Origin of the sequence: Streptomyces neyagawaensis (assembly GCF_023516595.1) — a bacterium.
GTDB lineage: Bacteria > Actinomycetota > Actinomycetes > Streptomycetales > Streptomycetaceae > Streptomyces > Streptomyces neyagawaensis.
Genome location: NZ_JAMGBG010000008.1, coordinates 88,319 through 109,793, shown reverse-complemented (window position 1 = coordinate 109,793; position 21,475 = coordinate 88,319). Strand labels below are relative to the sequence as shown.

The window sequence follows — 21,475 nt, the reverse complement described above, 5'->3', positions numbered from 1 at the left end:
CCCGGACCGCTACCGGGGTGTGGGTGTCGTCCTGTCGGTGGGTGTGGGCGTGGTGCAGGGCGAGGGTCGTCTTGCCGATCCCACCCAGTCCGTCTTGAGTGCGTGGGTCCGGCCGACAAACACCCCCGACGCCGAACCTGGCAGGTTCCCTGCCCCTGTCGGTGCCTGCACGTCCTGAGCCCAGCGCACCGCTTCAGCCGGAAGTGTCACCGTCCGGGCGCCGTCACCGGTGAGTGGTACGTCCCCTATCGGCATCTCCGCGGATGACTGGGCACGATCCGGTAGTCGCGCTGGAAGACCAGGTTGTGCAGGTCGCCGGTGGCGATGGCCCGCAGTGTGGGAACCTCCGCCGCCGCCTGGTCGGGCGTGAACACGTTCAGGGGCCAGTCGTGGACGGTCGCGCCTCGCAGATGCGGGTGGTGGAACCCGCCCCCGTAGTACGCCAGTAACGTGATCGGCGCGATCTCCGTCTCGCGCTGCTCCGGCCAGGACAGCGTCCAGGACGCTGCGAGGCCTGCGTCCCGGGTGTGTCGGACCCCGGTCGCGTCGACCTCGCCCGTGCCGAGGAGCAGAGTGGCGTCGAACTCGTCGAGGACCTGCACGGCGTACGGGTGGAGCAGTTCGACGGCGCGCCGGAAGTGCTGCTCCTTGCCGAGGCGGGACACGGTGTCGCCGCCCTCGCCGTGGGTGCCGTCGCGCAGGTCGGCGAAGTGCCGGGCCAGCGCCTCGATGTGCGGGAGGCCCGTGGTGTCCGGTGCCCTGGTTGTCATGCTGTCTCCTTCCGTGGCCACAGCCGGTCGCGCAGCGCCGTGCCGAGCCAGTGCCTCAGTGGAGGGTCATGCGGGTCGGAGCCGTCGGCGGTGAGGAAGACGGCGTGCGGGGTGCGGGGGAAGACCCGCAGACGTACGTCGTTACCGACGGCGCGCAGTCGTCGCGCGTACCCCGTGACGTCGTCGGCGACCGGGTCGAGATCCCCGACGGCGAGAATGGCCGGGGCCAGCCCGTCGAGCCGCCCGGCCTCCAGGGGGGTGCTGTGCAGCCGCTGGTCGTCCCGTACGGCGATGCCGTTCGCCCCGCGGTACCGCCGCCACGCCTGCCGCAGGTCCTCGGCTGCGGGGAACGCTCCCGGCACGCGGCTGTAGGAGGGGGCGGCGCAGTCGGGGTCGAGCGGCGGGTAGGCCAGCACCTGGGCAGCGAGCGGTTCACCCCGGTCGCGGCGGACGAGGGCCGCGCAGGCGGCGATGGTGCCGCCCGCGCTGTCACCCCCGACCACGACCGGTTCGCCGGGCTCCGCCTGCTCGCCTGCCCATGTCAGTGCGGTCAGGACGTCGTCGAGCTGGGCCGGGTGCCGGTGGCGGGGTGCCAGACGATATCCGGTGCTGACAACGGTGCATCCCGACACCCGGGCGAGATCCATGACCGGTTCGTGCCAGTGCTCCACGGACCCCGCCTGCCAGCTGCCCCCGTGCGCCCAGACCAGCCAACCGTACGGGTTCGGGCCGGGCCGGTAGACCCGCACCGGGATGCTGTGCGTCCCGGCGTCGAGCGACCTGCCCTCCCAGTCGGCCTCCTCGCGCCGCGGGTCGCCGAGACGTACGGAGGTGGGGGCCGGTAGGCCGGCGTCAGGCGGCCCGTACGGCCCGTCGTCAGTGCGCACTCGACCGGGCGCCGCGCAGGAACAGGGCGCTGGTGAGGGTGCCGAGGAGCACGATGGCGGCGTTCACCGCGATCGCGACCTTCAGACCGCCGAGGATGGCCGAGGCTCCGGCGCCGGTCATGGCGGCGGTGGCGACGGCACTCATGATCGGCGTGCCCATGGTGATGCCGACCTGCTGGGTCATCGTGGCGAGGCCGGTGGCCAGCCCCTGTTCGTGATCGGCGAGCCCCGAGGTGGCGGTGACCATGAAGCCCACGATGACGAGCATGTTGCCCACCCCACCGGCGAAGGTGCCGATCAGCAGCAGCCACATCCACGAGCGGTCGTCGCCGAGGCCGAGCAGCGCGGCCGTGAAGACGGTCTGCAGAATCCCGCCGGTGATCAGTGTCGACTTGCTGCCGATGCGTCCGATGACCTTCGGGGCGATGGTGCCGCCCACGACGGTTCCGATGCCGAGCACGCCGAAGGACAGACCGGCGGCGAGCGGGGAGAAACCGAGCACTTCCTGGAGGTAGAGGGTCAGCAGGAAGACCAGGGAGGTCTCGGTGAGGAACGCGATCAGGCCGGCGATATTGCCCCAGGCCACCGACCGCTTGCCGAGCACAGCGAGCGGCACGAGTGGCGCGGACACCTTGCGCTCGACGGCGTAGAACACCAGCAGCAGGGCCACACCCACGACCAGCGACACCAGGGCCTCGGACGAACCCCACCCCTTCTCGCCCGCCTGGGTGAGCCCGAAGACGATGGCCAGCAGGCCGAGCGTGACGCTGACGGCGCCGGGCAGATCCAGCTTGGGACGCTCGTCCGGGCGGGACTCCTTGATGACCGTCGGGGCGATGAACAGCACGGCGAGGGCCACGGGCACATTGATGAAGAACGCCCAGCGCCACGACAGCAGGTCGGTCAGCAGGCCGCCGAGGATGGCGCCGGTGGTGAACCCGGCCGACATCAGCGCCCCGTTGAGACCGAGGGCCTTCTCGCGCAGCGGGCCCTCCGGGAACGAGGTCGTCAGCAGCGACAGCCCGGCCGGGGTGACAGCGGCGGTGGCCAGGCCCTGGAAGACGCGGGCCACGATCAGTACCTCGGGGTTCTGCGCCAGGCCGCCCACGAGCGAGGCCGCGCCCAGGACGACGAGGCCGCCGAGGAACAGCCGGCGGCGGCCGAACAGGTCCGCGACCCGGCCGAACAGCAGGGTGAAGCCCGCCGCGCACAGTGCGAACGACGTGGCGATCCACTGCAGATGCGACAGTGAGAAGCCCAGACCCTCACCGATCACCGGCAGCGCCACGTTCAGGATGGAGAAGTCCACGGCCAGCATGAACTGGGCCGCGAGCAACAGCACCAGCACCAACCGAAGCCGGGGGGTGAGCGCGGCCGGGGCCGTACCGGCGGCGGTGCCGGAGACGGTACCGGCCGCCTCCGAATCAGTGACAGACATGACGTCGAATCCCTTTCCTCTTCCTCTCGTTTCCTGACACCCGGCGCGCGCTCGGTCGCGTCACGCGCGGTTACGGAAGAAGAGACTCGTCGACCCCCGGTATCCCTGCCAGCACCCTGTCTTGCACAGCCGGCGCGAGGGTAGTCATCACATGACCACCCTTAGGGCCTCCAACCTTCGGGACGGGCAGGCATCATGGGGAGTCAGCGGGAGTCAGTGGCCACGGCCTGTCGCACACCGCCGATCTGGAGGCATGGATGGACGCCCCGTCCGAGCTGGGAGACTTCCTCAAGTCGCGCCGCGCCGCGCTGCGCCCCGAGGACGTCGGCATCACCCCGCACCCGACTCGCCGCCGCGTCAGTGGTCTGCGCCGTGAGGAGTTGGCGGTGCTCGCCGGCGTCAGCATCACCCACTACACCCGTCTGGAACAGGGCCGTGCCCCCAGCGCCTCCGACGGCGTGCTGGAGGCGATCGCGCGTACGCTGCGCCTCTCCGACGACGAGACGGCCCATCTGAAGGACCTCGCCCGCCCCGTCGCCGCTGCCGCCCGCCCGGCTCCGCCCCGGGTCGCCCATGCCAGCGCCTCGGCCCGGCAGTTGCTGGCGGCGATGAGCGATGTGCCAGCCCTCGTCCTGGACCGGCGCAACGACGTTCTCGCCTGGAACCGGATGGGGCATGCTCTGCTCGCCGGACATCTGGCGCCCGAGAGCCCCGACGTGCCGGCGACCCGCCCCAACCTGACCCGGATGCTCTTCCTGGACGAGCGGTACCAGGAGTTGTTCACGAACTGGAACGAGGAGGCCCAACTCGGTGTCGCCTCCCTGCGCCTGGTTGCCGGCCGCCACCCCCACGACCGCGGCCTTGCGGAACTCGTCGGTCAGCTCACCATGAACAGCGACGAGTTCGCTTCCCGCTGGGCACGGCACCCGGTACGCACCTGCACCTCAGGGGTGAAACACCTGCGTCATCCGCAAGTCGGCGCGATGGACCTCAGCTTCGAGAACCTTGTCATCCCCGGCGCTTCCGGCCAACGCCTCATCGCCTACACGGCGGAGCCCGGCTCGCCGTCGGAGGCGGCGCTGCGGCTCCTCGGTAGCGTGACGGCTCCGGTGGCACAGGACCCGACGGCTGTACGGAGCTGAAGCGCCGCCGGACACGCCGCCGGGCGATGCCCGCCTCCCTCAGGCGCTGCGCCGCCCGGCGAGCGGAGGCTCCATCGGGTGCGCTACGTGGGCGAGGCGCGTGTAGGTGTACGCCGCCGAGGCCATGGTCATGTGGTGGTGCCAGGCGGGGAAGGAACGCCCGGCGAAGTCGAGCAGATCATGGCTGGGAGCTGGGCCGCCCCGCAGGGTCGAGCTCGGTGAACAGCCGGTACGTGTGCTGCCCACCGCTGGTCTGCCACGGCACGAGGGTGGACAGGATCTGCGCCTGCCGGAATCTGCCGTCGGCCCCCCGGTAACGGTGGCGATGCGCCGGCTCCACGGCCGTTGTGCACCGGGGGCGCCCGGGAGTCCGCCGACCGCAATGGCGGCCCTCACCGGGCACGGGCGGCGAGGAGCTACGTGTGGCCATGCTGCCCACCAGGTCGAGCATGTGCTTCCACGGCGGCTGGAAGCTCTCAGTCTCGGGTATGCGGGCGCGTCGGCGTAGCTGAGCGTCATCGGTCCACTGCCGAGGAAGGAACAGACGCCAGTCGATCGGGAAGTTGGCACCGGGGCATGACAGGAAGAGAGCGATCCCCAACTGGCAGTTGAGGCGCCGCCCGGTTGAGGTGACGAACCGCCGCTGCACGCCCACGGAGTGGCCGCCACGCTTGGGCACGGCGACCGGCGTCAGGGTCCAGGCCCGTACGGACGACCTCTCCTCGACCCACCGGTTCAGCGCGTCACGGGCGGGTTCCCACTCCCATGGACTGCTGTTGATGAACTGCTGTAAGGAATACCAGGCCGTAGGAGAGGCGGAGACGGACTCGGGCGTCTGGCCGTGGCCCAACGAGGTACTGCTCGCCAAGCTGGACGCGGCAGCGAAGCTCGACAGGTCGCGTTGTGTGGTCGACTCCTCCCACGTCAGGGCCTGCGGTTGGACCAGGGATCGCGTGGCGTGTCGGTCGGGTGGGCAGGGGCAGTGGCTGGGTGGTCGTTGCCCGGTGGCGGGACGCCCGGCCGGCGATGGGGTCGCGTCGTTGGACGGCCGGCCACGCGACCGCGAGAGCCACCGGCCCTGACCAGCTCGCGTCGGCCAGGTCGGCCCGTTCGGCCCCACCCCCGCCCGTCTGGACCCCACCCCGCCCTATTCGACCCCACTCCACTCAGCCTGCCCCTAACAGGCGCTGCCCCCGGCCGGGGCCCGGCGTGTCACGAGGCGTTCTTGCGGACCTCCTCCAGCTGGACCGGGCGGCGCTCGGCCACCGACAGCGTGCAGGCCTCGGCGATCCAGCTGGCCTCGATCGCGTCGGCGACCGTGCAGGGGGAGGGGCGGGTGCCTGCCACGACCTCGGTGAACGCGGTCAGTTCGGCGCGGTACGCGGGGGCGAAGCGGTCCATGAAGAAGTTGTGCGGCGGCCCGGCGGGGAAGGTCACGCCCGGCTCCGCTGAGCGCAGCGGGAGCTGGCCGTCGAGCCCCGCCGCGATGCTGTCCTTCATCCCGTGCACCTCAAGGCGCACGTCGTACCCGCGCGCGTTGTGGCGGGTGTTGGAGATGACGCCGATGGTCCCGTCGTCGAACGTGAGCAGCGAGGACGCCGTGTCGACGTCACCGGCCTCCTTGATGTACTCCGCGCCCTTGTTGCCGCCCGTCGCGTACACCTCCACGACCTCGCGGCCCGTCACCCAGCGCACGATGTCGAAGTCGTGCACCGCGCAGTCCCGGAAGATGCCGCCCGACACCGCCACGTACGCCGCCGGCGGCGGAGCCGGGTCCAGCGTCGTCGACCGCACGGTGTGCAGCGCGCCCAGCTCACCGCTGAGCACCGCCTCACGCGCGGTCACACAGCCCGCGTCGAAGCGGCGGTTGTAGCCGATCTGCACCTCGATGCCGCTGTCCCGGACGGCGCGCAGCACGGTGAGGCTGTCCTCCACCGTCTTCGCCACCGGCTTCTCGCAGAACACCGGGATGCCCGCCTCGACGGCGGCGAGGATCAGTCCGGGGTGCGCGTCCGTCGCCGCCGTGATCACGACTCCGTCGATCCCGGAGGCGAACACCGCCTCCGGGGAGTCGGCGACCGTGGCGCCGAACTTCTCCGCCGCCGCGGCCGCCGCCGCGGCCACCGGGTCGGAGACCACCAGCTCCTCCACGATGTCCAGCCCGGACAGTGTCCCGGCGTGGAAGGCGCCGATACGGCCCAGCCCCAGAATGCCAATACGCATGATCGAGTGTCCCTTTCAGATGTACGGGGGGAGAGAAGGAGGAGAAAGAAAACGAGGAGGAGGGTACGTGCAGGTCAGAGGGTCAGTCGGTCGCGCCCACCACGTTCTGGTCCCAGTCGATCAGTGAACCGGTGACCACACCACTGCGGTCGGACAGCAGGAACACGACGAAGTCGGCGATCTCGTCGACCTGGCCGAGCTTCCCCATCGGCAGCCGCTCCGCCGCCCGTTCCCGCCAGTCGTCGCCCGCGTCGTGGAACTCCCGCTGGATCGCGTCCTCGCCCTCCGTCTCCGTCCAGCCGATGTTGAGGTCGTTGATCCGGATCCGGTCCCAGCGGTGGGCGTGCGCGGCGTTGCGGGTGAGGCCCGCCAGGCCGGCCTTCGCGGCGGAGTACGGCGCGAGGAACGGAGGGCCGCCGTGCGCGCAGTTCGAGCCGATGTTGACGATCGTGCCGGGCGCCCCGCGGGCCACCAGATGCGCCACCACCGCCTGCATGGCGAAGAAGGGGGCGCGCAGGTTGATCGCGATGTGCGCGTCGAACAGCTCCGGTGAGGTGTCGAGCAGCGAGCCGCGCGAGGTCAGCCCAGCTGCGTTCACCAGGCTGTCGACCCGGCCGTGGGCCGCGATCACCTTGTCCACGCTGCCGCGCACCCGCTCCGGGTCGGCGAGGTCCGCCCGTACGAAGGTCGCGCCGGTCTCCGCCACCAGCTTCTCGCCGACCTCGGCGCGGCGGCCCGTGAACGCGACGGTCGCGCCCTCGCGCAGGGCCGCGCGGACGACGCCCGCGCCGACGCCCTGGCTGCCGCCGTTGACGAGGACGACCTTGTCCTCCAGGAGTGCCATCCGGGGTGCTTCCTTTCGTTCGAGCCCGGCGCTTCGGCCGACGGGCGGTGCCGGCGGCGAAACCGGCGCCGGCGGTTCAGGTGACGCGCCGGCGGTTCGGGTGACGCGCCGGCGGTTCGGGTGACGCGTCGACGGTCAGGTGACGCGCTGGTCGTCGGGTGACGCGCCGGCGGTTCACGTACGGCCCCCGCGGTTCAGGTGCGGCGTCGTTCCGCGTCGGCCCGTAGTGCCTCGCGCAGCCGTGCCGGGCTCCACTCCTCCGCCACCGCACGCCACAGCGTGTCCGCCTGGGACGGCGGGGCGAGTCCGTCGACCGGCGGGTCACGGTCCAGGTTCGTGGGGAACGCGTAGCCCTCGGCGGTGGCCGCGACCACGCGGCGCAGCGCGTCCTCGGGGGCGCCCTCGGCCCTGCGTGCCAGCAGGACCGGGAACACGGCGTTCGTCATGGCCTCGCGGTCCACCGTCTCCATCGCCCGGCCGAACGCGGAGGAGACCTGGAGCAGGTTCGCCATCCGCCGGATGTCCGTCGACCGGTTGTGCCCGGCGGCGTGGAACAGCGCCGGGTTGAAGAAGACCGCGTCGCCCTTCTCCAGCGGGAGCTGCACATGGTGGGCGTCGAAGTACGCGGCGAACTCGGGCAGCCGCCACGCCAGGTAGCCCGGCTCGTACGTCTGTGAGTACGGCAGGTACAGGGTCGGGCCGGACTCGACGGGCATGTCGCAGTGGGCGACCGCGCCCTGGAGGGTCAGCACGGGGGAGAGCCGGTGGACGTGCGCCGGGTACCCGGCCGCCCGCTCCCGGCCGAGGAAGCCGAGGTGGTAGTCGCGGTGCGGGCTCTGCGCCGCGCCGCCCGGGTTGACCACGTTGATCTGCGACGTCACCTGGTAGCCGGGGCCCAGCCAGGCCTCGGATACCAGCGCCAGCATGTCGTTGGCGTAGTAGTCGGCGAACGCCTCCGGGGCGCGCAGGGCCGTCTTCTCCAGCGCGTTCCACACCCGGTCGTTGGCGCCGGGCTTCGCGAAGTGGTCGCCGCGGGCCGACCCGGAGGCCCGTTCCTCCTCGATCAGCGCGGTGAAGGCCGCGGTGGCGGCGTCCACGACCCGCGGGTCCGGGAAGGCCCGCTTGAGGACGACGACACCGGGACCGTCGAGCATCGCCCGGACCAGCTCGACCTGCACGGCGCGGCGGTCCGCCGCCGCGCGGAGCCGCTCGCTGTCGTAGACGGGGACGTTCCGCTCGACGCCCTCCGCGTACGGGTGGTCGCGGGGATCGGTGGTGCGCTCGACCAGGGCGCGGAAGGCGTCGAGGTCGCAGTCCTCCTCGAACAGCCAGATCGCCGAGCCCGCAGCGGTGAGGGCCATGCCGGGTCCTTTCCCTGGTCTGGTCGGCCGGTCTTTCGTCGCGCCGCCGTCTCTGCCAGTCTTGGGCCCGGACCACCCTCATTCAACCCTCAGCAGCCCCTCAAAAACCCCTCATCCACAGCCGGGAACGCAGCCATGGGACACCCCTACACGATCCGTGAGATCGCCCGTCAGGCCGGGCTGAGCCTGGCCACGGTCGACCGGGTCCTCAACGGCCGCGGCGGGGTGCGGGAGAGCACCGCCCGCGAGGTCGAGCAGGCGATCAAGGACCTGGACCGGCAGCGGACCCAGGTGCGCATCGGCGGCCGTACGTTCATGGTCGACATCGTGATGCAGTCGCCGGACCGGTTCTCGACGGCGGTGCGGGAGGCCCTGGAGGCCGAACTGCCGTCCCTGCACCCGGCGGTCGTCCGTTCCCGCTTCCATTTCCGGGAGACCGGGCCCGCCTCGGAGATGGTGCGGATGCTCGACCGGATCGGGCGGCGCGGCTCGCAGGGCGTGATCCTCAAGGCCCCCGACGTCCCCGAGGTCACCGCCGCCATCGAACGGCTGGTCGCGGCCGGCATCCCTGTCGTCACCCTCGCGACGGACCTGCCGAGCAGCCCGCGCAGCGCGTACGTCGGCATCGACAACCGGGCCGCCGGGGCGACCGCCGCGTATCTGGTCCGGCAGTGGCTCGGCGACCGGCCCGGCGCCGTCCTGGTGACGATCAGCCGGGGCTTCTACCGCAACGAGGAGGAGCGCGAGATGGGCTTCCGGGCGGCGATGCGGGCCGCCGCACCGGCCCGGCGGCTCGTCGAGGTCACCGACAGCGACGGCCTCGACGCCACCCAGCGAGACCTGGTCCGGGACGCGCTGGAGCGGGAGCCGGATCTCGCCGCCGTCTACTCGATCGGCGGCGGCAACACCGCGACGCTCGACGCCTTCGCCGCCGCGGGGCGCGAGCCGCATGTCTTCGTCGCGCACGACCTGGACCACGACAACACCCGGCTGCTGCGGGCCGGCCGGCTGTCCGCCGTGCTCCACCACGACCTCCGCCAGGACCTGCGCCGCGCCTGCCAGACCATCATGCGCGCCCACCAGGCCCTCCCGGACGAGGGCCCGTCCCTGCCGTCGGCGATCCAGGTGGTCACTCCGTACAACATGCCGCCGGGGAACGGATAGGAGGGTGGCGACGGTGTGCATGGCCGGGCGGGACCGGTTGGCCGTCGGCCGGTCCGGCCGGTGGGCGAGCCCCGCTCGCCCTGTCTGCGGGTTCATTCGGGCCGACCGGGCTCGAGAAGGCCGCCGCCAGGTGCCGCCAGGTGAATCAGAGCCGGTTGGGTGACGATGGAGGTGTACGGCCGACCGTGCTCTTCCAGGAGGAGGCAGCGGCATGACTTATCCCTCTGATTCCTCGGGCACTCGCCCTCCGCGCGGCGGCGAGCCACAAGACGCCCCCTTGACCGAGGGCCTGGGCGCGTTGGCGAACAGGGGCTGGCAGATCCTGCTCACCACGGGCCTGGCCACGATCGCCCTGGGCGTCGTGGTGTTCGCCTGGCCGGAGGAGACGCTGCGGGTCGTCGGCGTGCTCTTCGGCATCTACCTGCTGGCCACCGGCGTGTTCCAGCTGGCCGCCGCCTTCGGCACACACGTCCCCCGGCATCTTCGGGTGCTGCACTTCCTCACGGGTGCGCTCTCCGTCCTGCTGGGGCTGATCTGCTTCCGGGGCACCGTGCAGTCGATCTTTCTGCTCGCCCTGTGGATCGGCTTCAGCTGGCTGCTGCGCGGCATCATGGTGACGGCCGCTGCGGCCTCCGCCGAGGACATGCCGGCACGCGGCTGGCAGCTGTTCTACGGGATCATCAGCACGCTGGCGGGCATCGTGCTGATCGTCTCGCCGTTCACCTCGATCGCCGCACTGACCCTGGCGGTGGGCGTCATGGCCGTGGTCCTCGGGGTGGTCGAGGTGTTCCAGGCCATCAGGATGCGCGTCGAAGTCGGCCGCCTCGCTCCGAGCGGCACTGCCACACAGCGGCGGCCCCTGTTCCACCGTCCGCACCCCCAGCACTGATCACCGGGACCGGACCGGGCAGCCACGGACGAGCGGCGACGCGGTACTCCGTGCAGTGCACTCCGTACAGCGGGCGGCCACCCGGGGACCCGGGAGTCCGCCCCTCCGGGACGTCCCCTCAGTGGCGCATCGCGCGCTTCGGCGGCATCCCCGGCCGGTCCTTCGGCAGCAGCAGGCGCAGGGCACCCGGCCGGACACCGCACACGACGGGCAGGGGCAGCCGTACCGCTTCGCCGTCGACGCCCGCGTCGAGATGCCGGACCTCACCGTGCAGCGTGATACGGGGAGCGGACCAGATGACGGCTCCGTCCCCCGCCGACCCGGCACCGCGCTCGTGCTGTCGCAGTTCGTCGCGCAGATGCCGCAAGAGTTCCGGGGGAGGCTGCGCCCGGTGCTTGAGAACGATGACGCCCAGCTGTCCTGTGCTGAGGGAGAAGCGACGTCCCAGCCAACGCGGTGTGGCCAGGTGGTAGGGGTTGTTGGAGATCAGCACCACCTGCGGGAACTCGACGGTTCCCCAGGGTGTGTCCACGCGGGCCTCGACCCACTGCTTGCCCTTGGCGTAGTCGGGTGCCACCGCGGCGAAGGCGCGAGGCTTGTCCTCCCGGTACCCGGGCTCCAGCAGGGCGTCGGCGTACACACCGAAAGAGACGTTGTTGACGAAGACACGCGAGCCGAGCACCCCCAGGTCCACCTGCGCGGGCTCACCGTCGACCAGGGCGTCCAGTGCCCGTCCCGGATCGCGCACATCGAGGCCCAGGTCCCGGGCGAAGTGGTTGCGGGTGCCCGCCGGGACCACGACCAGCGACCGGCCCGTGTCGGCGGCCACCGCGGCGACCGCCGACACGGTGCCGTCACCGCCGGCGACCCCCAGCACCTGCGCCCCCTCCACCACGGCGTTCCTCGCGAGCGACGACGCGTCCTCCTCCGCGCTGGTCGTCCGGACCTGGGCTCCCATGGCCTCGGCCTGCTGTACCAGGCCGTAACGAGCCGTCTTGCCGCCGCCTGAGCGTGGATTCATCACGATCACCACCGGGGCACGCGTCCGAGCGCCGGCCATCACCGCATCCCCTCTCGGTGCTCGGGAGGTGGGAAGGACGCGCCGGCCCTTGTTCGCCGGGGCCGCCGGGCTTCCGCCGGGCAGGGGGCCTGGGGTGCGGTGCCGTGCGGGGGAACGTGCCGGTGCCTGCTGGGGGTGCGGAGGGGGATGGCATGCCGTCTCACCTTCCCGGTAGAGGGCTGGACCGGTTCCCCTCCATCGTCACTCCGCCCAGCCTCGTCCTGCCTGGCGAGAGATGATCACTGCCGGCAGTCCTCTCGCCGCGCCCCCGCAAAGTCGGCACGGAACCACGGAGTGTCGACACCGGCCGTCGACTGACAGGTTCAGGCGCCCTCGGGCGCCGCCTCGGACCCGAACCGGCGTCTGTATGCCGACGGGGTGATGCCCGTCTCCCGGCGCATCAGAGTGCGAAGGTTGGCGGCCGTCCCGAGTCCGCTGTCCCGCGCGACCAGCTCGAAGCGCGACTGGCCTCGCTCGATCAACCGGCATGCCAGGGCGAGTCGTTCCCCGGTGAGCCAGGCCAACGGCGTCGTTCCGAGCTGGGCCCGGAAGCGGCGGTGCAGCGTCGCAGGGCTGACCGCCGCGCGCGCCGCGAGGTCGGAGACCGTCAGCGGTGCCGCCAGCCGTTCCTGGGCCCAGGCCAGGACCGGCGCCAGGGACTCGTCGGGCAGGTCGGGCATGGGCCGCTCCACGAACTGCCGCTGCCCGCCGTCCCGGTGGGCAGCGAAGACCAGTCGCCGGCTCACCGCGTTGGCGACCTCCGCGCCATGGTCGCGACGGACCACGTGCAGCCCGAGATCGAGCGCGGCCGCGCTCCCCGCGGCGGTGAGGATGTCGCCGTCGTCCACGAACAGAACGTCCGACTCGAGGCGTACGGCTGGGAAGCGGGCCCTGAAGGAATCCGCCCACTGCCAGTGCGCGGTGGCCCGGCGGCCATCGAGGACCCCCGCCTCCGCCAGGGTGAAGGCACCGCTGCAGAAGCCGACCAGACGCGCTCCCCGGGCGTGCGCCCGGCGGACGGCGTCGAGCACCGCAGGGCGGCGGGGCACGTCCACGTCGGGACGGTTGGGGACGATCAGGGTGTCCGCCGTGTCGGCCGCGTCGAGGTCGGCGACGTCGGTGAGCGTGAAGAATCCGTCCCGCATCGGGGTACGGGGCTCGGGGGAGCAGACCCTGAAGTCGTAGAGCTCACGGCCGATCTCCGGCCTGCGCAGTCCGAAGACCTCGGTGGCGCAGCCCAGCTCGAAGGGGTTCGAGTTCTCGTCGACGATCACGACGACCCGGTGCGCGCCCACCGAACGCGGTGCGTGCGAGGATTCTTTCGCCATGCGCGATTCCTAGCACTCACACCTGCCGGGCGGAACGGCTCAGCATGGGTCCATGAGCAACGAACCGATCCCTCTCAGCGGGGCGCTGGCCTCGTTCGACGCCCTGTGGAGCCCTCGCGTCGTCACGCGTGTCAACGACTACGACGTCCGTGTGGCCAAGGTCGAGGGCGAGCACGTCTGGCACGTCCACGACGCCACCGACGAGTTCTTCCTGGTGCTCGACGGCGAACTGCACATCTCCTTGCGCGAGCCCGCGGGCGAACGCACGGTCCTGCTCCCGCGAGGGTCGGTCTTCACCGTGCCCCGAGGCACGGAGCACAAGCCGTACGCCCCCTCCGGCGCCGCGATCCTCATGTTCGAGCCCTCCGGGACCCTGACCGTCGGCGATCGCCATGACGAGATCCCGGACCACGTGGACGCGACGACCGGCCACGCACTCGGCACCTGAGCCGCCAGGCTTCGGACTCGCCCCCTCGGCCGGGCGTACGCGCCAGCGGCCTACGCGTCGCTCGGCTCAGCTCGACACCAGCTGGGCCGCGCGGCGCTCCGCCGGGGCCTCCACGGTCACGGCCACGGTCACCTGCTCCGGCACGGTCACCGTGGCCGTCGCCGTCTCCCGGCCCTCACGGTTGCCGTACAGCCAGGCGATGTCCCGCCCGAACGACCAGACCAGCGAGCCCAGCGCCACCGCGACGACCGCGAAGTTCGCCGCGTACGGCAGCAGTCCGGAGGCGGCGACCAGCAGGAAGACGCCCTGGATCGCGGCGACCGTCTTGCGGGCCATGCTGTGCGGGAGGGAACCGTTCAGCCACGGCATGGCCTTGGCGGCGGCGACGAAGCCGTACCGCATCAGGCCGATCAGCAGCACCCACGGGCCGAGCGACATCGACACGTACACGCTCAGGACCAGGATCAGGAACGCGTCGACCTCCATGTCGAAGCGGGCGCCCAGCGCCGTCGACGTGCCCGTGCGCCGGGCCACCTTGCCGTCGACGCCGTCGAGTATCAGGGCCACGGCGGTCAGACCGACGAACAGCGAGACGGGCGGCGAGCTCTGGAAGGAGTCGGCGACCAGCGCGGTGACCGCGCCGACCAGGACCGCGCGGCCGAGCGTGACCCGGTTCGCGGGGCCGAAGGAGCGGGGCCGGGTGCGCAGCAGCGCGCGGTTGAGGACCGCCCAGGTGGCGAACGCGAACGCCAGCCCGGTCAGCCAGCCGGCGGGACCCAGTCCGATCGCCGTACCCAGGAAGGCGAGCAGCAGCACCTGGGCGCCCGCGCCCACCGCCGTCTCAGAGAGCACCAGCCGGCCGTCGTAAGTGTTGTTCAGGGCCACCGCAAACCTTCCGAACGTGTGTGGAAGAGTCGATCACCGCCGCGTACCGTTCCGCGACGTCCACCGCTGCGTACGTGGAGAACCGCCCGACCGTTCACGGAGACCCCTATGAAACACACAGCCCGCGCCTTCTGGCTCAGCGCCCCGGGACGGGGCGAGATCCGCGAGGAGCGCCTCGCCGCCCCGGCCGACGGCGAGGTGCTCGTCCGCACGCTGTACACGGGTGTCAGCCGGGGCACGGAGACCCTCGTGTTCAGCGGTCGCGTACCCGAGAACCAGCGCGCGACCATGCGCGCGCCCTTCCAGGAAGGGGAGTTCCCGGCCCCGGTGAAGTACGGCTATCTCAGCGTCGGCCGGGTCGAAGAGGGGCCGGACGCACTGGTCGGCCGGAACGTGTTCTGCCTGTATCCGCACCAGAGCCACTACGTCGTCCCGACGAGCGCCGTCACCGTCGTGCCGGAGTCCGTCCCCGCGGCCCGCGCCGTCCTCGCCGGCACCGTCGAGACCGCCGTCAACGCCCTGTGGGACGCCGCGCCCCTCGTCGGCGACCGGATCGCCGTCGTCGGCGGCGGCATGGTCGGCTGCTCGGTGGCCGCCCTCCTCGCCGGGTACCCCGGTGTCCGGGTCCAACTCGTCGACGCCGACCCCGCGCGCGCCGACATCGCCCGCGCCCTCGGTGTGGACTTCGCGCTGCCCGGCGACGCGCTCGGGGAGTGCGACCTCGTCGTGCACGCCAGCGCCAGCGAACAGGGCCTCGTCACCTCGCTCGGCCTGCTCGCCGCCGAGGGCACCGTCATCGAACTCAGCTGGTACGGCGACCGGCGGATCGCCCTGCCGCTCGGCGAGGCCTTCCACTCGCGCCGGCTCACCATCCGCAGCAGCCAGGTCGGCACCGTCTCCCCGGCTGCCCGCCCCGGCCGCACCTACGCCGACCGGTTGGCGCTCGCCCTCGAACTCCTCGCCGACGCACGCTTCGACGCGCTCGTCACGGGGGAGTGTGCCTTCGACGAACTCCCGGACGTGCTGCCGAGGCTCGCGAGCGGAGAGCTGCCGGGGCTCTGCCATCGGGTACGGTACGCCGCCGAGTGACCTACTGACCGGTCAGCGCTCCCGCCCCACCCGTCCCTGAACTGCCCCGACGGAACGCTGACCTCCAAGAAACCGCAAAACTCGGCTGAACAACGGGTAGGGAGCAGCCGTACTACACGGCATGCCCCGGCCCGGGGGCAGACGTACCGCACTGGAGGGTCGTCCGTTGTTCAGCATCACCGTCCGCGATCACATCATGATCGCCCACAGCTTCCGCGGGGAGGTCTTCGGACCCGCGCAGCGCCTGCACGGCGCCACCTTCCTCGTGGACGCCACCTTCCGGCGCGCCGAACTGGACGACGACAACATCGTCGTAGACATCGGGCTGGCCACGCAGGAGCTGGGTGCCGTGGTGAGCGAGTTGAACTACCGCAACCTCGACAACGAGCCCGACTTCGCGAACACCAACACCTCGACGGAGTTCCTCGCCAAGGTGATCGCGGACCGGCTCGCCGAGCGGATCCACAAGGGCGCCATGGGCGAGAACGCCAAGGGCATCGCGAGCATCACGGTCACTCTGCACGAATCGCACATCGCCTGGGCGAGTTACGAGCGTGCCCTGTGACCGACACGACCATCGAACGGGCGGACCTCGGCACCGCCTCCCAGACGAGCGGTGCAGCCCAGGCGGACGGGGGAGAGCAAGTGAGGCTCGGCTATGTGCCCGTGCAGAACGCGGCGCTGAAGACCGCCGCGATCGTGCCCATGTCGCTGCGCTCCGTGCACTTCGTGATGCCGGGCGGCGTCGACGACCTGGCCCGCCCCAGCGGCGGCAACGCCTACGACCGCCGGATCTGCCTCGATCTGCCCGGATTCGGCTGGCAGGTGCACCAGCACGCCCTTCCCGGCAGCTGGCCGCGCCCCGACGCGGACGCCCGCGCCGAACTCGCCCGTACGCTGCGGGAATTCCCCGACGGTACGGTCGTCCTCCTGGACGGACTTGTCGCCTGCGGGGTCCCCGAGATCATCCTCCCCGAGGCCGAACGCCTCTGCCTGGCCGTCCTGGTGCATCTGCCGCTCGGCGACGAGACCGGCCTGGAGCCGGACGTGGCCGCCGACCTCGACGCCAAGGAACGCACGACCCTGCGGGGCGTGTCCGCCGTGATCGCGACCAGCGACTGGGCGGTCCGCCGACTGGTGTCCCACCACGGCCTCGCTCCCGAGCGGGTCCATGTCGCCGCCCCCGGCGCCGACATCGCCCCCCTCGCCTCCGGCACCGACGGCGTCTCCCGGCTGCTGTGCGTCGCCGCGGTCACCCCGCGCAAGGGCCAGCACCGGCTGGTCGAGGCCCTCGCGACGGTCACCGACCTGCCGTGGAGCTGCGTCCTCGTCGGCGGCATCGACCAGGACCCCGAGTACGTCGACCACATCCGGGGCCTCGTCGCCAAGTTCGGCCTGGAGGACCGGCTGCACCTCGCCGGACCGCAGGCGGGCGCCGAACTCGACGCCAGCTACGCCTCCGCCGACCTGATGGTCCTCACCTCGTACGCGGAGACCTACGGCATGGCGGTCACCGAGGCCCTCGCCCGGGGGATCCCCGTGCTGGCCACGGACGTCGGCGGTCTCCCGGAGGCCGTCGGCCGCGCCCCCGACGGCGGCGTGCCCGGCATCCTCGTCCCGCCGGAGAACCCCGCGGCCATCGCGTCGGAGCTGCGCGGCTGGTTCGGGGAGGCCGACGTGCGGCGCCGGCTGAAGGCCGCGGCACGCGGACGCCGCGCCGCGCTCGACGGCTGGGCGACCACGGCCCGCAGCCTGGCCCACGTCCTCGGACGACTGCGTCACGAACCCCGGAGGGCGGCATGACCACTCCAGCCTCGACGGCGACCACGGCGACCGCGTCCGCGGGCGCGGCGGGTTCCCCGGGCATACCCGCGGGCGCCCCGCTCCCCGCGGGTGGGGCGGCGACCACCGTCGGTGGGGCGGCTCCCGTCGCGGGCATATCCGTGCTCTCCGCGGCCTCCGCCTCCGGCGCCGCGCTCAGCATGGCGGGGCGGGGCGGTGACACCCCGGCGGCCGAGGGACACCAGTACGCCCCGCAGTGGCTGGAGTTGCGGGAGAGCGCCGACGCCGCCGCGCGCGCGACGGACCTGCTCGACCCGCTGCGCATACGTCTCGCGAACCTGCCCCGCCGCGCCACCGGCCTGGTCGTCCACGACCTCGGCTGCGGCACCGGCTCGATGGGCCGCTGGCTCGCGCCCCGGCTCGACGGCGCCCAGCAGTGGGTCCTGCACGACCAGGACCCCGCCCTGCTGCGGCTGGCCATCGAGCGGGCGCCCCGCGCGGGCGCCGACGGCAGCCCCGTCACGGTCACCACCCGGCGCGGCGACATCGGGCGGCTCACGGCGGACGACCTGGCCGGGGCCTCCCTCGTCACCGCGTCCGCGCTGCTCGACGTCCTCACCCGCGAGGAGATCGAGGCGCTCGCCGGGGCCTGCGCGGACGCCGGCGTCCCCGCGCTGCTGACGCTCTCCGTCGTCGGCCGCGCCGACCTCGCACCGGCCCACCCCATGGACCAGGAGATAGCCGAGGCGTTCAACGCCCACCAGCGCGCGAGCGAGCTGCTCGGCCCCGACGCGATCACCGTGGCCTGCGAGGCGTTCGCCCAGCGGGGCGCCACGGTCCGGGTCCACCCGAGCCCCTGGCAGCTCGACGACCGGCACATCGCCCTCACCGAGGAGTGGCTGCGCGGCTGGGTCGGCGCGGCCTGCGAACAGCGCCCCGAACTCACCGAGCGCGCCGAGGCCTACCTGCGCGACCGCCTGGCGGCCTGCGCGGCGGGCGAGTTGCACGTCACCCTCCACCACAGCGACCTCCTGGCCCTGCCCCGGCCGACGGGCGGCACGTCATGACGGCGCCGGTGGACACCCGGGTGTCGGCGGGCGAACGACGGGTCCGGGTACGCCCGAAGGGAGTCCGGGCCCGTGTGCGGGCGAGCGCCCCGTCGGCGCGGGCGCGCATGCGCACCACCGCGCCCGTCACCCTCCCGCGCCAACGGACGCTGACCGAGGCACCGCCCACCGCGACACCGGCCGACACCCGCACGCAAGCCCACGGCGCCGCCGCGCGCCCCGCCCCGGCGAAGCCCCCGACCGTGGTCACCCCGGCGGCCCGCCGCCCCTCGCCGGGCCCGGTCCGGGCACCCCGGGCCTCCTCGGCCCCGCTGCCCGGCCACGCGCCCTTGACGGAGGCGCCCGCAGAGCCGTTCGACGGCCACCGGACCGGGGCCGACGCGGCACCCGGCCGTCCGGCACCGCGCGCGCTGCCGGGTGAGGGCGCCTCCGGTGCTCCGGCAGCCGTCCCGGCAGAGGGCGACGCCCCGGCCGAGCCACCCCGCCGGGGCGCCGGCAAGGTGCTCCGTGCCCTGCGCGCCCACTTCGGGAGCATTGCCGGAACGATCATTCTCGTGGTCGTCGTGTGGCGGCTCGGGACCGGTGTGTTCGTGGACGGGCTGCGGCGCATCGACGGCGGGACGCTGGTCGCCGCCGTCGGTATCGGCGTACTGACGACCGTGGTCAGCGCCTGGCGCTGGTGCGCGGTGACGAGGGCGCTGGGCCTGCGGCTGCCGCTCGGCCCGGCCGTCGCGGACTACTACCGGGCGCTGTTCCTCAACGCGGCGCTCCCCGGCGGTGTCCTCGGCGACGTGCACCGGGCCGTCCGGCACGGGCAGAGCTCCGGGGACATGGGGCGGGGCGTGCGCGCGGTGGTCATCGAGCGGACGGCGGGTCAGCTGGTGCTGGCCGTCGTGGGCGTGGCGGCTCTGCTGACGATGCCTTCACCGGTGCTGGAGCAGACCCGTCATACGGCGGGCGTCCTGGCGCTGGTCACCCTGGGTGCGACCGCGATCTGGGCGGCGCTGCGGATGGGCCGGAAGCCGCGTCCCGAGGCCGGCCGGGGCGGCCGGGTCCGCGCCGCCCTCACCGAGGCGCGCGGCGCCCTGCTGAACCGCGACAGCGGCCCGGCGGTGCTGATCTCCTCCGTGGTGGTGCTGGCCGGGTACGTGGCGATGTTCCTGCTCGCCGCCCGCGTCGCCGGCACCTCCGCGGGCCCGGCGGCCCTGGTGCCGCTCGCGCTGCTGGCCCTGATCGCCATGAGCCTGCCGCTGAACGTCGGCGGCTGGGGCCCCCGCGAGGGCGTCACCGCCTGGTCGTTCGGCGCGGCCGGCCTGGGGGCCTCCCAGGGCCTGACCGTGGCCGTCGTCTACGGCGTGCTCAGCTTCGCGGCGGCGCTGCCGGGGGCCCTGGTCCTCGTCGGCCGCTGGTACGGCTCGCTGCGGGCCCGCCGTCAGTCGGCGGCCGGAGCGTCCGAGGTGACCACGGAGAAGTACGCCCCGAAGGACTCGACGAACCCCTCCAGCAATTCCTTCCCCTTCGTGGCGGACGCCAACGAAGGACGGCCGATCACACCGGAATCGGTGTAGGCCGACATACCGAGGGAGAGGAGATGACGGCGGTCGTCGGCAAGGAAATCGGTGGTCTCGTGACCGGGCCGGACCAATTCCGGATGGCAATGCAGAAGTATGGAGGTCTCAATTTCTCCCGCATGCATATCACTGAGCAACGAGGTCTCGACGCCCGCCCGTTCACGGGCGGCCTCCCAGTCCTCCATCGCCGGGAAAAGCGCCATTCGATGTCCCGCCGCGGTGGATTCCTGGACGACATTGCCCAGGACGTAATTCCCGCCGTGTCCGTTCACCACGACCAGCGCCTCGACGCCCGACCGGCGCAGCGAGTCGGCGATGTCGCGGACCATCGCGTGCAGGGTCGTCGCGGAAATGCTCACCGTGCCCGGCCAGCCGGCGTGCTCGTGCGAGCAGGCGATGGTCACGGGCGGCAGGAGGTGCACCGGGTAGGCGGCGGCTATCTCCCGCGCTATGGCGCACGCCACCAGCGTGTCCGTGGCCAGCGGCAGATACGGGCCGTGCTGCTCGAAGCTGCCGACCGGAAGCACCGCGACCTGTCGGCCGACCCCCGCCCCGCGCTCCCGTACGTCCGCGGTGGTGTCGGCGGGCAGCAGACCGTATACCGTCGGCTGCTGTCCCCGTCCCTCCTGCCGCGCACCGGACTCCGTTCCCGAACTGCTCATCTTTTCCCGGCCTTTCGTCTCTGCTGATGCTCCGTCATTTTCGCATGACGTCAGGACTCACCAGATAGGAACCAGATCATGACAGAAAATGTTGGCGTACTCGGCGCTCACGCCCAGTCCTCCGGTGCCGTCCGCGTGGTCAATGCACCGCTGCCCACGACGTACGGCGACTTCGAGGCCGTAGGTTATCTCGACCAGGATCGCGGCGAGGAACAAGTGGCGCTGGTGTACGGCGACATCAGCGGCAGCGAGAACATACTCGTCCGGCTGCACTCGGAGTGCCTGACCGGTGACGCGTTCGGCTCCCAGCACTGCGAATGCGGGGAGCAGCTCGACAGCGCGCTGCGCGCCATCGTCACGGAGGGCCGGGGCGTCCTCGTCTACCTGCGTGGCCACGAGGGACGCGGCATCGGGCTGCTCGCCAAGCTCCAGGCGATGAAGCTCCAGGCCGAGGGTCTGGACACCGTCGAGGCGAACATCGCCCTCGGCCTGCCGGTGGACGCCCGCGACTACCGGGTGGCGGCCGAGATGCTGCACGACCTCGGCGTACGGTCCGTGCGGCTGATGTCGAACAACCCGCGCAAGCGGGAGGCGCTGCTGCGCCACGGCATCCAGGTCTCCGAGCAGGTGCCGCTGCTGATCACGCCCTGCGAGGACAACATCACCTACCTGCGCACCAAGCGTGAGCGGCTGGACCACTACCTGCCCCATCTGGACGCCGTGGTCCACTCCTCCTGAGCGCCGCACCACGTACGTTCCCGCACGTCGCACGGGGTCGCGCGGCGGCCGTCATCGGATCGTCCGACACCGGCCGCCGCGCCCGCCGTAACGTTCCGGCGGGGCGGTGCGCACGGCGCGCCCCCGG

19 protein-coding genes and 2 pseudogenes are annotated in these 21,475 nt (G+C 72.4%); 10 read left to right on the top strand and 11 right to left on the bottom strand.

Annotated elements, in window-relative coordinates; all coding sequences use genetic code 11:
- Positions 1–245: 245 nt before the first annotated feature.
- From M8J73_RS04895 to M8J73_RS04885, 3 genes are read right to left on the bottom strand one after another with little or no spacing between them, the layout of a single operon-like run.
- Complete coding sequence (locus M8J73_RS04895; protein WP_055537264.1) at positions 246–770, bottom strand: hypothetical protein; 525 nt, start codon at positions 768–770, stop codon at positions 246–248.
- Positions 767–1,657 carry an alpha/beta hydrolase gene (locus M8J73_RS04890; protein ID WP_079054679.1) on the bottom strand — a complete coding sequence of 297 codons (891 nt, stop codon included), beginning with the start codon at positions 1,655–1,657 and terminating at the stop codon, positions 767–769. The genes M8J73_RS04895 and M8J73_RS04890 overlap by 4 nt, the downstream gene beginning before the upstream one ends.
- Positions 1,647–3,095, bottom strand: coding sequence for an MFS transporter (locus M8J73_RS04885; protein WP_055537263.1), 1,449 nt, complete (start codon positions 3,093–3,095; stop codon positions 1,647–1,649). The genes M8J73_RS04890 and M8J73_RS04885 overlap by 11 nt, the downstream gene beginning before the upstream one ends.
- 257 nt (positions 3,096–3,352) lie before the next feature.
- Here M8J73_RS04885 and M8J73_RS04880 point away from each other — a divergent pair, with 257 nt between their 5' ends.
- Positions 3,353–4,237, top strand: a complete 885-nt coding sequence (locus tag M8J73_RS04880; RefSeq protein WP_055537262.1) for a helix-turn-helix transcriptional regulator — start codon at positions 3,353–3,355, stop codon at positions 4,235–4,237.
- 39 nt (positions 4,238–4,276) lie between these two features.
- Here M8J73_RS04880 and M8J73_RS45725 read toward each other — a convergent pair.
- The 4 genes and pseudogenes from M8J73_RS45725 to M8J73_RS04855 all read right to left on the bottom strand — a co-directional run.
- Positions 4,277–5,066: pseudogene (locus tag M8J73_RS45725) on the bottom strand (transposase); the annotation flags it as partial.
- A 383-nt stretch (positions 5,067–5,449) separates the two neighbouring features.
- Positions 5,450–6,460, bottom strand: coding sequence for a Gfo/Idh/MocA family protein (locus tag M8J73_RS04865; protein WP_249828285.1), 1,011 nt, complete (start codon positions 6,458–6,460; stop codon positions 5,450–5,452).
- Between the two features lie 82 nt (positions 6,461–6,542).
- Positions 6,543–7,304 (bottom strand): SDR family oxidoreductase, encoded by a 762-nt coding sequence (locus M8J73_RS04860; protein ID WP_055537551.1) that lies wholly within the window; start codon positions 7,302–7,304, stop codon positions 6,543–6,545.
- A 194-nt stretch (positions 7,305–7,498) separates the two neighbouring features.
- Positions 7,499–8,665 carry a phytanoyl-CoA dioxygenase family protein gene (locus tag M8J73_RS04855; RefSeq protein ID WP_055537552.1) on the bottom strand — a complete coding sequence of 389 codons (1,167 nt, stop codon included), beginning with the start codon at positions 8,663–8,665 and terminating at the stop codon, positions 7,499–7,501.
- 135 nt (positions 8,666–8,800) lie between these two features.
- Here M8J73_RS04855 and M8J73_RS04850 point away from each other — a divergent pair, with 135 nt between their 5' ends.
- Entirely contained in the window at positions 8,801–9,829 is a 1,029-nt protein-coding gene (locus M8J73_RS04850) for a LacI family DNA-binding transcriptional regulator (RefSeq protein ID WP_055537553.1), read from the top strand.
- Between the two features lie 211 nt (positions 9,830–10,040).
- A complete protein-coding gene (locus M8J73_RS04845) occupies positions 10,041–10,718 on the top strand; it encodes an HdeD family acid-resistance protein (protein WP_055537554.1) in 678 nt (225 codons plus the stop codon).
- Positions 10,719–10,836: 118 nt separating this feature from the next.
- Here the strand turns inward: M8J73_RS04845 and M8J73_RS04840 are convergent, their stop codons facing one another.
- Both M8J73_RS04840 and M8J73_RS04835 read right to left on the bottom strand, forming a co-directional pair.
- Positions 10,837–11,739, bottom strand: a complete 903-nt coding sequence (locus M8J73_RS04840) for a diacylglycerol/lipid kinase family protein (RefSeq protein ID WP_240501073.1) — start codon at positions 11,737–11,739, stop codon at positions 10,837–10,839.
- A gap of 362 nt (positions 11,740–12,101) precedes the next feature.
- Positions 12,102–13,106: a GlxA family transcriptional regulator gene (locus tag M8J73_RS04835; protein ID WP_055540699.1), complete on the bottom strand. Its 1,005-nt coding sequence runs from the start codon at positions 13,104–13,106 to the stop codon at positions 12,102–12,104.
- A 52-nt stretch (positions 13,107–13,158) separates the two neighbouring features.
- On the opposite strand from M8J73_RS04835, the gene M8J73_RS04830 reads away from it, so the two are divergent.
- Complete coding sequence (locus M8J73_RS04830; RefSeq protein ID WP_055540698.1) at positions 13,159–13,554, top strand: cupin domain-containing protein; 396 nt, start codon at positions 13,159–13,161, stop codon at positions 13,552–13,554.
- 66 nt (positions 13,555–13,620) lie between these two features.
- Here the strand turns inward: M8J73_RS04830 and M8J73_RS04825 are convergent, their stop codons facing one another.
- Positions 13,621–14,439, bottom strand: coding sequence for a CDP-alcohol phosphatidyltransferase family protein (locus tag M8J73_RS04825; RefSeq protein WP_055540697.1), 819 nt, complete (start codon positions 14,437–14,439; stop codon positions 13,621–13,623).
- A gap of 108 nt (positions 14,440–14,547) precedes the next feature.
- Between M8J73_RS04825 and M8J73_RS04820 the strand changes: the two genes are divergently transcribed.
- From M8J73_RS04820 to M8J73_RS04800, 5 genes and pseudogenes are all read left to right on the top strand, one after another.
- On the top strand, positions 14,548–15,528 hold the full coding sequence (locus M8J73_RS04820; RefSeq protein WP_055540696.1) for a zinc-dependent alcohol dehydrogenase: 981 nt from the start codon (positions 14,548–14,550) through the stop codon (positions 15,526–15,528).
- A 166-nt stretch (positions 15,529–15,694) separates the two neighbouring features.
- Positions 15,695–16,093 (top strand): 6-pyruvoyl trahydropterin synthase family protein, encoded by a 399-nt coding sequence (locus M8J73_RS04815; protein WP_055540695.1) that lies wholly within the window; start codon positions 15,695–15,697, stop codon positions 16,091–16,093.
- Positions 16,090–17,331, top strand: a complete 1,242-nt coding sequence (locus M8J73_RS04810) for a glycosyltransferase family 4 protein (protein ID WP_055540694.1) — start codon at positions 16,090–16,092, stop codon at positions 17,329–17,331. The genes M8J73_RS04815 and M8J73_RS04810 overlap by 4 nt, the downstream gene beginning before the upstream one ends.
- Positions 17,328–18,377 carry a class I SAM-dependent methyltransferase gene (locus tag M8J73_RS04805; RefSeq protein ID WP_249828284.1) on the top strand — a complete coding sequence of 350 codons (1,050 nt, stop codon included), beginning with the start codon at positions 17,328–17,330 and terminating at the stop codon, positions 18,375–18,377. The genes M8J73_RS04810 and M8J73_RS04805 overlap by 4 nt, the downstream gene beginning before the upstream one ends.
- Positions 18,374–19,738, top strand: a pseudogene (locus M8J73_RS04800) (lysylphosphatidylglycerol synthase transmembrane domain-containing protein); the annotation flags it as partial. The gene M8J73_RS04805 and the pseudogene M8J73_RS04800, both read left to right, overlap by 4 nt.
- A gap of 71 nt (positions 19,739–19,809) precedes the next feature.
- On the opposite strand, the gene M8J73_RS04795 reads toward M8J73_RS04800, so the two are convergent.
- Positions 19,810–20,610: a creatininase family protein gene (locus tag M8J73_RS04795; protein WP_079055284.1), complete on the bottom strand. Its 801-nt coding sequence runs from the start codon at positions 20,608–20,610 to the stop codon at positions 19,810–19,812.
- Positions 20,611–20,688: 78 nt separating this feature from the next.
- On the opposite strand from M8J73_RS04795, the gene ribA reads away from it, so the two are divergent.
- On the top strand, positions 20,689–21,348 hold the full coding sequence (gene ribA, locus M8J73_RS04790) for a GTP cyclohydrolase II (protein ID WP_055543099.1): 660 nt from the start codon (positions 20,689–20,691) through the stop codon (positions 21,346–21,348).
- Positions 21,349–21,475: the final 127 nt, after the last annotated feature.